Origin of the sequence: Anabaena sp. UHCC 0451 (assembly GCF_034931405.1) — a bacterium.
GTDB lineage: Bacteria > Cyanobacteriota > Cyanobacteriia > Cyanobacteriales > Nostocaceae > RDYJ01.
Genome location: NZ_JAYGHA010000015.1, coordinates 128,966 through 140,240 on the forward strand (window position 1 = coordinate 128,966; position 11,275 = coordinate 140,240).

Sequence of the window (11,275 nt, forward strand, 5' to 3'; positions counted from 1 at the left end):
ATTACCATTCGCTATTGCTTCAGCTACTTTTTGAGAAACAAACGGTAAAATTTCTCGACTCTTAGCTTGTGCTTTCCCTTCTGTAAATATAACTAACAAATAAGGACGTTGATCTGGTAATTCAATATAAGCGGCATCATGACGGACTGTGCTTGTCCAACCTGCTTTTGACCAGATTTGACTATTTTGGGGTAATCCACCACCTAAGAAGCCTGTAATCTGGTCTTCGTCTGCATCTTGGGGTAACTCATCAGCCTTAACACTGCGTTTGAGTAAATTCATCATGGATTGCGATCGCCCACTAGAAACAGCTACCCCACCCACGATACTATGTAATAATCGGGCAATAGCATTAGTAGTTAGCATATTGCGATTTTCAAACATCTCACCATAAAACGTCCTTTCTCTACCATAGGGACCATCACCCCAAGTTTTTTGACAGACGTTAATACTGGTCATTTCCTCCCAACCCAAGGACTGATAATAGCGGTTAATAATATTGCGCTGATATTTCCAAGTTTCAAAAGGTCCAGTGGGTAACTCAGGTCCAGAAGTGGTCCCGCTGAGAATATCAACAATTAAACTGGTCGCATCATTACTAGAATCAACAATCATATCACCCAAGGCGCGTTCTAACTCCTTGGAAGTGTTAGTCATTCCTTTTTCTAACCATTCATGAACCGCTACTAAATAAAATAACTTGACAACACTAGCGGGATAGATGCGTTCTCCACCACGATAATTAAAACCCCGTACCGGATGATTCCAAAAAGCATCAGGAGTTAACGCACCACCTGTATTAACTGGAACAGGAGGATCATATACAATCCATGTTAAAGCAATTTGGTTATGGGCTAAACTTGTAAATTGAGACCAAGTAGCCTCTAAAATTTGATTACCGAGATGTTCTAGTTGTTCGTCTTTATGAAAAAAAACCATTTGTGAATAATTTCCTTATGCTATCAGGAGTCTAGTTTCTGGCTTAATCCTATCATTACCTGACCTGTATAATTACTGAGTTAGTAACTATGATTAGCAAAAATTTAAAGCGCATCAACTTCCTGTCTATTCCGTGAGTTTCAGTTCCGACGGATAAACAGTTGTGTGATGATATTTGAAATTGTCTAAAATGGCTAACGCCTCCCGTCAGGGATACAGGATATCCAGGATTAAAGGATTTTCAGGATGTTTATCTTGTATATCTCTTGCGGTAGCCTTAACCGTACATCCTGATATGGCTACGCTATCAGACAAAAGGATTATTTAGGAATTTAAACATCATATTTGATTGTATTATCCTGTAAATCCTTAAATCCTGAGCATCCTGATTCAGACAATATCATGAAAATTCTTAAATCCCGTAAATCCTGATTCTGACAATATTAATCATGTCAATAAACATACCAATTCCCCATTCCCCCACCAAAGAATATCAGTGTAACATTGACCTAAATATCTATGATTCTCCTAAATGTGTCCGTTTAGCAACCCAAGCTGCAACAGGACGACATTTGAAAATCACAACAAATCATCAAAATACAGCTATAGAAGTTTGTTTATGTGAAGATGACTATCCAGGATGGTTATCTGTTCAAGATTTGCAGTTTCTCCAACCAACAGAAACAACATATCAACCCCAATTTATATCAGCCGCAGAAATTCAACAACGCATCCCCGAAATTATCGCTTTTACTCAAGCCGCAAAACAACAAGATAATTATTATCTTTGGGGTGGAACTGTTGCACCAAATTATGATTGTTCTGGCTTAATGCAAGCTGCTTTTAAATCTGTAGGTATTTGGCTACCAAGAGATGCTTATCAACAAGAAGCTTTTACCCAACCAATTGATATTAATGAAATACAACCAGGTGATTTAATCTTTTTTGGTACTCCTCAAAAAGCCACTCATGTAGGTTTATATTTAGGTGATGGTTATTATATTCACAGTTCAGGAAAAGAACAAGGACGCAACGGAATTGGTATTGACCAACTTTCGGAACAAGGTGATAAAGTTAGTCAGACATACTATAAACAATTACGTGGTGCTGGTAGAGTTGTGAAAAGCTATGTTGGTAATTCGTAATTCGTAATTAATTCCTCGTTCCCATACTCTGTATGGGAATGAATTCTAAAGGCTCTGCCTTTAATAAAACTAGAGGTAGAACCTCTATGATAGAATTCCCAGTCAGAGACTGGGAACTAGATGATGTAAAATTAACCATTAGCGATGACCAATTACCAATTACCAATTACCAATCACCCATTACCAGATGTCTCGGTAGTTGTACCAATTAAAGATGAAGTGGAAAGTTTGCCTTTGTTGCTGGAGACGATTGCTACAACCCTAACAGCTAGTGAATTGAATTATGAAATTATCTGTGTGGATGATGGTTCTAGTGATGGTTCAGCAGAATTTCTCAAAGAACAAGCACAACTTCGCACTGATTTAAAAGCGATAATTTTGCGACGTAACTACGGACAAACTGCGGCCATGTCTGCTGGTTTTAATTATGCCACAGGCAAAGCAATTGTTACCTTAGACGCAGATTTGCAAAATGACCCGGCTGATATTCCCATGTTGTTGGCAAAATTAGATGAAGGTTATGATTTGGTGAGTGGTTGGCGGCAAAATCGCCAAGATGGGGCAGTAAATCGCCTGTTACCTTCAAAAATTGCTAATTGGTTAATTCGTCGCAGTACCAGCGTTAATATTCACGATTATGGTTGTTCTCTCAAAGCTTATCGTGCCGAATTAGTTGCAGATATGAACCTTTACGGGGAATTACACCGTTTTTTACCAGCTTTAGCTTATATCGAAGGGGCGAGAATTACAGAATTGCCTGTGCGTCATCATGCGCGACGTTTTGGTAAAAGTAAATATGGAATTTCCCGCACCTTTCGGGTGTTGATGGATTTGTTAACTATTCTGTTTATGAAAAAGTTCCTCACCCGTCCCATGCACGTTTTTGGGTTGTTGGGTTTACTGTCGATGGTTTCTGGGGGAGGAATAGGAATTTACTTAACCTTCATAAAACTAGCTTTCCGTGCAGATATCGGTAATCGTCCTTTACTGATTTTAGCTGTGTTGTTGTTAGTAACAGGTGTGCAGTTATTTTGTTTCGGTCTTTTGGCAGAATTATTAATGCGTACTTATCATGAATCTCAGGGAAGACCCATATATCGAGTGCGGGAAGTAGTGGCAAAAAATATTAAGTAACGTAACAATAGAAAGACAAATTACTTAATATTAAGTTGCATCTGCCGTGAAAGATTTTGATACTTTGGACGCTAATCTGCGGCGCAACCTGCTGATGCTGTTTGCAGCTGGTTTATTATTCTGGTCAAGTTTAGCTTCTTTGTTACCCACTGTACCTTTATATATCGAGTCTCTGGGGGCAAGCAAGCAACAAATTGGCATTGTCATGGGTAGCTTTGCCATCGGGATGCTGCTATTTCGTCCCGTAGTAGGAATCTTAGCAGACAGTCGGGGCAGAAAGATTGTGTTACTGATTGGAATGGCAGTAGCTGCGATCGCACCCCTTGGTTATTTAGTAGTAAAATCTCTAATACCTTTAATGGTAATTCGTGCCTTTCATGGCATCAGTATTGCCGCCTTTGGTACGGGTTTCATTGCTTTAGTAGGAGATTTATCACCAGAACACCGACGCGGTGAAGTCATCGGTTATATGAGTTTGGTGAATCCCATTGGTGTCGCACTAGGTCCAGCTTTGGGTGGATATCTACAAGCAACCGCAGGTTACACGCCATTATTTATTTCCTCTGCTGTTTTAGGTGCTTTAGGTTTACTATGTATCCTGCCCATTGTTAATCCACCTATGGCTGAAAAACCAATAAACACTACTAATGATAGATTTTGGCAATTAATCATCAGTCCTCGTGTGCGTATACCTGCAATCGTCTTGCTACTAATTGGTTTATCTTTGGGTACTGTACATACCTTTATTGCCTTGTATATCAAATCAACAGGAGTGGATTTAAATGCGGGGTTATTTTTTACAGCCGCTGCTATTTCCAGTTTTAGTATTAGGTTAGTTGCAGGTCGGGCTTCTGATAAATATGGACGTGGTTTATTTGTAACTTTCAGCCTGGTTGCTTATACTTTGGCATTGGTATTTATTTGGCAAGCAAACAGCGCCTTAACTTTCTTATTAGGAGCATTTATTGAAGGTGCTGCTTCTGGTACTGCTATTCCCATGATTTCGACAATGATGACAGATAGAGCCTTACCCCATGAACGAGGGCGAATATTTGGCGTATCTTTAATGGGATTCGATGTAGGATTAGTGATAGCTAGTCCGGTTGGGGGTTTGATTGCTGAACATATGGGCTACCGCAGTATGTTCGCTTTTGCCACCGGTTTAACTATTCTGGCAATTCTGGTTTTTGTCACCCAGTCCAGTCGCAATGTATCCAACTCTCTGCGCTTTGCCCTTGGCCGTGGTGAAGATGTCTATGCTTTGAAAAGCAGGGTGTAGGTACTGGGGACTGGGGACTGGGGACTGGGGAAACAGGAAATATTTATCTTTCTCCTGCCTCCTGCCTCCTGCCTCCTAAAACAAAATGCACAGACTCTATAATAGAGTTTGTGCAATTATGATTGTTATTTAACGGGCGAGGAGGGATTCGAACCCCCGACACCGTGGTCCGTAGCCACGTGCTCTAGTCCACTGAGCTACACGCCCTTAACCAACGACTCTTATAATAACACACCTTTCTCAAATGACGCAAGAGTTTTTTTCAAATTCTTCAAATTCTTCTCAACTCTCTCATCTCGACTCCCAGGGAGAGGCGCAAATGGTTGATGTGTCTGGGAAAGTTGCCACTGTGCGGGAAGCTGTAGCTACGGCTAGAGTGAGGATGCTACCAGAAACCTTTGCCGCCATTCAAGCTGGAAATGCTCCTAAAGGGGATGTTTTGGCAACTGCTAGGTTAGCGGGGATTATGGCCGCTAAACAGACGGCTAATTTAATTCCTCTCTGTCATCCCTTACCTTTGCAAAAAATTACTGTTGATATCAAGCCAGATGAGCAACTACCTGGTTATCAAATTTATGCCACAGTCAAAACAAAGGCGGAAACTGGTGTGGAAATGGAAGCTTTAACGGCGGTTTCTGTTGCGGCTTTAACTTTGTATGATATGGCGAAAGCTTTAGAAAAATCAATTCAAATTGAAGCAATTAGTTTAGTAAGTAAAACTGGTGGAAAATCTGGAGATTATCAACAATTTTAGATTGGGTAATTGGTAATTGGTGATTTAGAAAAACAATAGATTACCCATTACCCATTACCCATTACCCATTACTGAATCTCACCTATAGCTTTGTTGAGATCAGCAGGGTTATCATACTCTTCATCTTCTGGTAACTTGTCTAATAGTGATATGACTTCCCGATCAGCACCTTGTTTTTTAGCTTGTTCGATCAATACTTGCTTATCTGCCGGATAGTCAACACCTTTCAAATGTTTTTGGACTTCAACTGGATTGGCTGTAGTCATTTTCATCCACCTCTCATGGTTTTTTATATCTTTACAAGTGAATGTGTGAATTCCCTCTATCAAAAAGATGAATCATTCATTAATTAATAAAATCAAAACTCATCCAAAGGGTTGATGCTACTTTTACAATAAAAAAATGATTTTTTCTGGATTTATCTATTCTATTTTAGAAGTTATTCGTATATATGAATATAACTTTCAATTTTTTTGCAGTCTATTTTTTTGCTCCCTAGCCTACACACTATACTCATCAAAATTTTGCCTACAGCTTGCTATTATTAAACATAGTTGTAAGATACTAAGAAAAATAAATAACAAAAACTTTAGTTAAATACTATGTCTACTTTAGGAAATAAAGCTTTAGAAGCAGGACGTATTTACAGAGTCACAGGTGGTATTCGGACTGAGATGTTAAGGACAGAAATATATCATGCTTGGGAAAGAGCGCACCTGCAAGGGGCTAACCCCAACGCGCTACAAGCAGAAAAACTCTCTAACGTAGAGACAGAAAGGTTAATAGATAAATATAGTAATCTGATTAATTTAGTTCGTCCCTACTTCCGCAATCTATCGCAAGCTGCGGGGCAAGAACATCATGCCGTGATGTTAAGTGATGCTAATGCAATTTTATTAGATTTAATTGGTGATGAAGAGACTATACAAAGTTCTGAGTCATTTCCTAGTCCTGGTTCTTTGCTTTCAGAAGCCGTAGCTGGTGCCAATGGTATTGGTACTACTTTAGCTGAAGGAAATTATGTAGAAATTGTGGCAGCAGAGCATTTTATTGAAGGCTTTCATCCTTTTACTTGCCAAGGAATTCCTCTACGTAATGAAAAACACGAAATTATTGGTGTCTTAAGTATTTCCCTGCGTTCTCCTCAAGCTAGACAGCGATTAAAAGAAATCTTTTTGTGTGCTTCTAGAGGTATTGAAGCAGAATTTATAATAGCAAATTTGGAAAAAAATATTCATCGTGTGTTAACATCGAATCCTGATGATTATCAGCCATTAGAAGAACTACGTCAGGATATTATCCAAGGACATCAGGCAGCACGGTTAAAATTAGAAATTAGTTCTCGGATGTTAGCTGTTAACCGCTTAGAATATGCCATGAAATTAATTAAACAGGCAGAACAATCAATTCAGATATTTCGTAACCGGGCTGACATTTGGCGCAATTTAGCATCATTTGATGTTGGCAAAGTTCAAGTTATATCAATTACTGATAGTCTGAGTGGTTTAGTTGATCTTTTATCAACTGAAGCAGCTATTCGCAAAGTTGAGGTTATTACAGATTGGCAAGAGTCTATTACAATAATAGCCGATTTGAGAAGTCTCTCACGTCAATTGCTCCGCTATTTTCTGCAAAGTTTTGAAAGTGCTGGAAAGGGTGGAACACTGAGGGTTGCGGTTGCCATGATGCCTAATTCTGAATCAGTCCAAGTTAATTTTACTTCAATTCCTGGATTAAATACTTCTCACTCTGAACCAGCTAATTACGTTTTTTATATACCCCTAAAATAACAGATAGAAACACAAAATTGATGATGAATAAGAATTTAGATAGCCGGAAAGTTGTGATTGCAGATGATGATGATGATGGACGAGAAATGCTGGCTTTTTTGCTTGAGGAAGAAGGCTGGGAAGTTAAACAAGCAAAGGATGGAAAAGAAGCTATAGAAATAGTAGTTAAGTATCAACCTAATTTGTTAATTTTAGATAATAGAATGCCGGAATTAACAGGGGTGGAGGTTTACCAACAACTCCAGCAACAAGGAATCAATTTAGCTGTGATATTCGCTACAGCTTATAATTATTCAGAGGAATTAGCTTCTTCTTTAGGAATTTCCCATTGGGTAACTAAACCCTATGATATTCCGCAGTTACTGGAAACTATAGAGTCTGTTTGGGAAAATTCAGTGACTTCTTTGTAAGATGTGAGTAATTGATTCCTCAAAACCGTAAAATGATGAGGATGTGTTAATATCTGTAACAAATTCACAAATATTAATTATTTATGCCTCCTCGTTGGCCACGCAAACCAGATCGTAAAGATCCAGATTTCCGCAAGTTAGATGACAGGATGAATTTTGCTTTTCATGTAGCTGTTGCTGCTACTGTTAATTCTGGGTTGTGGTTTTTCCACATCTTGAAAGCAACATCCTGGGAATGGTTAACACCATTAACTCTGGGTTGGGTGGGAGTAATATTGCTGCATTTCATTTATATTAGCGCGATCGCTAATTATTCGGAAACTCCACCCACATCAACCTGAAGATTGACTGCTGACGCTGGGGCAATTGTAACCGATGGTGGTAGCTATAGCCTAGCTAGATGCGCCATAATATGAAATAAGCTCAGATATCCTACTATTACTGATAATGAGGTTATATTTATGGCTCAAACTAATACCACAGAACTACTAGAAGCCCTAGCAGCAGAAATTGGCGAAAATGTCTATATAGATATAGCTAAATGGCATCTTTATCTATGCGATGCCAAACTGCATAATATTGTTGCTGAAAAATTGTATCCTTTAATAACTTCCAAAACCGTCAACGAAGACAGAGCTATACAATTATTAGCATCAATTCCCGTAAAAATTGGTGGTGGTAGAAAAGAACTACCTTTACTAGATTTATTACCACTGCAATGTCAAGTAAACTTAGTTGATATATTAGAAAAATATCAGCGAGAAATCTAACTTTTCGGTTTACCTCTTTTTTGCAAACTCTGTGTTTTAAGTTCACATATTAACACTAGATGAAATAGTTAAGGGGGATTTTGGATATGTTTTTACAACTCAAAAATAGCCGCGATTTAGTTAAAATTGTTGATGTTCAAGAACTAATTGATCCTAATAGTGACATTGTACACGCTAAAGACCAAGAAGGACAAGAAGAACAGGAAACAGACAGCTATAAAAAGGAAGATTTGGTTTTTCCGTCAGGAGAGAAATTACCACTGTGTTGGTTAGATGCTAATTATCGAACAGCGCACGCTGCATAACTAGATATTGTAGGGGTTTAGCAATGCTAAACCCTGTTTTTTTGGGATTCTCAATTGTGAATCTAATTAACGGCAGCTTTTTCTTCTACTGTCACACTTTCACCTTTAGAAAATGCTTGATAAATCCAAGAGGTGAAAATATGAGAAAGTACACCCATTGGACCTGCAAATAAACACAAAGCTAGAGAATGAATTGTCCAAACTCCGGTTTTTTGTCCTTCCCAATAAATCCATCTACCGACAAATAAATCCATTACCAGGAAATGAATCCAACCTGTAGCAGCAGCGGTTTCATCACTAAAAAACTTGGCTATATCTGCTAATTGAGGATTTGATAATGCAGCAGCATTTTCTGGGGTAATGCTGATAACAAATAAATACACATAAGCACCAGCTAAAACCACAAAAGGTACATAAGATTCCATTACCTTGCGGGTGACTTTCCAGTTAGGTAAAAGAATCATCAAAGCCCAAAAAGGCAAAACAAAAACATTGGCAACGTTAAATAAATCTGTGATATTCATATTACAAAGCTACTAATTGAGATTCTATTGCTGAAGATTGTAAATTACGACCGATAAAAACTAAACTGGTTTGTTTTGCTTCTTCTACTTTCCACGGACGATCATAAAATTTATCAAATCTATTTCCTACACCTTGCATAACTAACCGCATGAGTTTATTCTCAACAGCCACAAATCCTTTAATGCGGTAAATTTCTTGTTCTTGTGCCAGTTTTTCTAATGTTGCTTGTAGCTTTTCTGGGTCAAATGTCCGGTCTAAAATGACGTGAGTTGAGTTAATTTCATCATCATGATCATGTTCTTCTTCTGTGTCATGATGACTAGGACGTGAATCTAAATTATCTTCAACTGCGGCTGCAAATCCTAATAAGATAGATGGGTCTAATTTACCATAATCGCTAGAGACAATTTTCACGACTCTAGGTAATTCATGTTTGACTAATTCTAACACTTGTGCTTGAGTTTCACTATCAACTAAATCAGTTTTATTGAGAATTACTAAATCTGCACAAGCAAGTTGATCTTCAAACAATTCTTGTAATGGTGTTTCATGTTCTAGACTATCATCTTCTTGGCGTTGTGCGGCGATCGCATCTAAATCACTAGCAAATGTTCCCGCTGCAACTGCGGCACAATCTACTACTGTAATTACTGCATCTACTGTAGCAGCGTTGCGGATTTCTTGCCAACGAAAGGCTTTAATTAAGGGTTTTGGTAAAGCTAAACCAGAGGTTTCAATGATAATATAATCAATACTATCTCGGCGTTTAATTAATTCCCGCATTGTCGGGTAAAATTCCTCTTGCACAGTGCAGCATAAACAGCCGTTTGTCAGTTCAAATATGTTAGTTTCTGGATTTGCTTCTATTTCATCTTCGGGGCAAATTTGACAGGATTTTAATAATTCTCCATCTATCCCCAGTTCGCCAAATTCGTTGACTAATACTGCTATGCGTCGTCCTTGGTTGTTTTGAAGGAGGTGACGGATAATGCTGGTTTTACCGCTTCCTAAGAAGCCTGTGATGACGGTTACGGGGATTTTTGTGGCCATGTTTTGTGTGTGGTTTTGTTATTTGATTTTACCACAAGATCCAGATCCCCGACTTCTTAGATCAATGTACATTTTATTGATCGGTTTAAAAATGAAGTCGGGGATCTTATTTTATTGAACCACGAAGAAGCGAAGTACACGAAGGAAGAAGGAAGAAGTTTTAAGAATATCCAATTTCTATCATTTTGAAAAATTCCTGGACTACTTCATCAGGATTTTTAGAACATCTTTGGGAATCAAATCTTTCTACCACTTTGATACCGTTTTTCTTGAAAATGCGTTCTCTTTCTTGTTCTTCAACTCTGCGTTCTGCGGTGTGAAATGGTCCATCAACTTCTAAAATTCCCCATTTACCGTTATAACAAATGAGGAAATCAGGTTCTTTATTTCCTCTACCTGTGGTTGTGTTAAGTCTTGCTGAGGAATTGGGGATAAATAAGACTCCAGCGCGGTCTAATGCTTCAGCAATTTTGATTTCTGGTTTTGACCGAAAGCGTAATCTTTCCCAAGTGTAAACTCCTTTATTATTAGAAGTATTTTCCACATTAATATTCTTTTCTGGCTTATTAAGCGTATTCTCATTTTCGAGAGTTTTGCTTAAAATTAAATCTGTAGTTTCTATAATTTTTTTATATAAACTGGCAAATTCTCCAGGTGCAAAATTACCATTTATGGGTCGTCTTTCTGTTTTAGACTCATTAAAATAACAATCATCACCCTGGTCAATATAGACATATTCACAAATTACACCATCTAAATTGGTTTTACTGTTAATATACCAACCTTCTATACAAGCATCTGTCAAAATTGCATTGTGAAAGTTTGTACCAATTACTTGGGACATGGTTAAATTAGCATCTGTCAGGTCAGCCCTACTCAGGTCAGCATAACTCAGTTTAGCATCAGGCAGGTTAGCCCTACTCAAGTTAACGCCACCCCCCTTCGCATGGGTCAGGTCAGCTTCGCCCAAATTAGCACCACTCAGGTTAGCATCATTCAGGTCAGCATGACGCAGGTTAGCACAAATCAGAGTCGTGCCTCTCAGGTCAGCCCCTCTCAGGTTAGTCAAACTCAGGTCAGTCTGAGTCAGGTCAGCCCCACTCAGGTCAGCATAACTCAGGTTAGCCCTATTCAGTTCATCATAACGCAGGTCAACATCACTCAGATCAGGTAG

The 11,275-nt window shown here is 38.5% G+C and carries 14 protein-coding genes and 1 tRNA gene; 9 read left to right on the forward strand and 6 right to left on the reverse strand.

Annotation, left to right across the window (positions count from 1 at the left end; all coding sequences use genetic code 11):
* Positions 1 to 939, reverse strand: a 939-nt coding sequence (locus VB694_RS12580; RefSeq protein ID WP_323360658.1) for a serine hydrolase, incomplete at its 3' end; no start/stop codon positions are given.
* A gap of 449 nt (positions 940 to 1,388) precedes the next feature.
* On the opposite strand from VB694_RS12580, the gene VB694_RS12585 reads away from it, so the two are divergent.
* The 3 genes from VB694_RS12585 to VB694_RS12595 all read left to right on the forward strand — a co-directional run bounded on the left by VB694_RS12585 (position 1,389) and on the right by VB694_RS12595 (position 4,497).
* Positions 1,389 to 2,084, forward strand: a complete 696-nt coding sequence (locus VB694_RS12585) for a C40 family peptidase (RefSeq protein ID WP_323360659.1) — start codon at positions 1,389 to 1,391, stop codon at positions 2,082 to 2,084.
* 144 nt (positions 2,085 to 2,228) lie between these two features.
* On the forward strand, positions 2,229 to 3,218 hold the full coding sequence (locus VB694_RS12590) for a glycosyltransferase family 2 protein (protein WP_323360660.1): 990 nt from the start codon (positions 2,229 to 2,231) through the stop codon (positions 3,216 to 3,218).
* A 46-nt stretch (positions 3,219 to 3,264) separates the two neighbouring features.
* A complete protein-coding gene (locus VB694_RS12595; RefSeq protein ID WP_323360661.1) occupies positions 3,265 to 4,497 on the forward strand; it encodes an MFS transporter in 1,233 nt (410 codons plus the stop codon).
* 133 nt (positions 4,498 to 4,630) lie between these two features.
* Here the strand turns inward: VB694_RS12595 and VB694_RS12600 are convergent.
* A tRNA-Arg gene (locus VB694_RS12600) sits at positions 4,631 to 4,704 on the reverse strand.
* Between the two features lie 37 nt (positions 4,705 to 4,741).
* On the opposite strand from VB694_RS12600, the gene moaC reads away from it, so the two are divergent.
* Positions 4,742 to 5,251, forward strand: coding sequence for a cyclic pyranopterin monophosphate synthase MoaC (gene moaC / locus VB694_RS12605; protein WP_323360662.1), 510 nt, complete (start codon positions 4,742 to 4,744; stop codon positions 5,249 to 5,251).
* A gap of 68 nt (positions 5,252 to 5,319) precedes the next feature.
* On the opposite strand, the gene VB694_RS12610 is transcribed toward moaC, so the two are convergent.
* Positions 5,320 to 5,517, reverse strand: coding sequence for a DUF2795 domain-containing protein (locus VB694_RS12610; RefSeq protein ID WP_323360663.1), 198 nt, complete (start codon positions 5,515 to 5,517; stop codon positions 5,320 to 5,322).
* Between the two features lie 336 nt (positions 5,518 to 5,853).
* On the opposite strand from VB694_RS12610, the gene VB694_RS12615 reads away from it, so the two are divergent.
* From VB694_RS12615 to VB694_RS12635, 5 genes are all read left to right on the forward strand, one after another.
* The gene (locus VB694_RS12615; protein ID WP_323360664.1) at positions 5,854 to 7,041 is read left to right on the forward strand and encodes a sigma-54-dependent Fis family transcriptional regulator; all 1,188 of its coding nucleotides are present in this window, start codon (positions 5,854 to 5,856) and stop codon (positions 7,039 to 7,041) included.
* A 20-nt stretch (positions 7,042 to 7,061) separates the two neighbouring features.
* Positions 7,062 to 7,451 (forward strand): response regulator, encoded by a 390-nt coding sequence (locus VB694_RS12620; protein WP_323360665.1) that lies wholly within the window; start codon positions 7,062 to 7,064, stop codon positions 7,449 to 7,451.
* 83 nt (positions 7,452 to 7,534) lie between these two features.
* Positions 7,535 to 7,792, forward strand: a complete 258-nt coding sequence (locus VB694_RS12625) for a hypothetical protein (protein WP_323360666.1) — start codon at positions 7,535 to 7,537, stop codon at positions 7,790 to 7,792.
* A 120-nt stretch (positions 7,793 to 7,912) separates the two neighbouring features.
* Positions 7,913 to 8,221: a DUF3181 family protein gene (locus VB694_RS12630; protein ID WP_323360667.1), complete on the forward strand. Its 309-nt coding sequence runs from the start codon at positions 7,913 to 7,915 to the stop codon at positions 8,219 to 8,221.
* Positions 8,222 to 8,307: 86 nt separating this feature from the next.
* Positions 8,308 to 8,526, forward strand: coding sequence for an acetyltransferase (locus VB694_RS12635; RefSeq protein ID WP_323360668.1), 219 nt, complete (start codon positions 8,308 to 8,310; stop codon positions 8,524 to 8,526).
* 62 nt (positions 8,527 to 8,588) lie between these two features.
* Here the strand turns inward: VB694_RS12635 and VB694_RS12640 are convergent, their stop codons facing one another.
* From VB694_RS12640 to VB694_RS12650, 3 genes are all read right to left on the reverse strand, one after another.
* On the reverse strand, positions 8,589 to 9,050 hold the full coding sequence (locus tag VB694_RS12640; protein ID WP_323360669.1) for an ABA4-like family protein: 462 nt from the start codon (positions 9,048 to 9,050) through the stop codon (positions 8,589 to 8,591).
* A gap of 1 nt (position 9,051) precedes the next feature.
* The gene (gene cobW / locus VB694_RS12645) at positions 9,052 to 10,101 is read right to left on the reverse strand and encodes a cobalamin biosynthesis protein CobW (RefSeq protein ID WP_323360670.1); all 1,050 of its coding nucleotides are present in this window, start codon (positions 10,099 to 10,101) and stop codon (positions 9,052 to 9,054) included.
* Positions 10,102 to 10,261: 160 nt separating this feature from the next.
* A partial coding sequence (locus VB694_RS12650; protein ID WP_323360671.1) for a pentapeptide repeat-containing protein occupies positions 10,262 to 11,275 on the reverse strand: 1,014 nt, incomplete at its 5' end.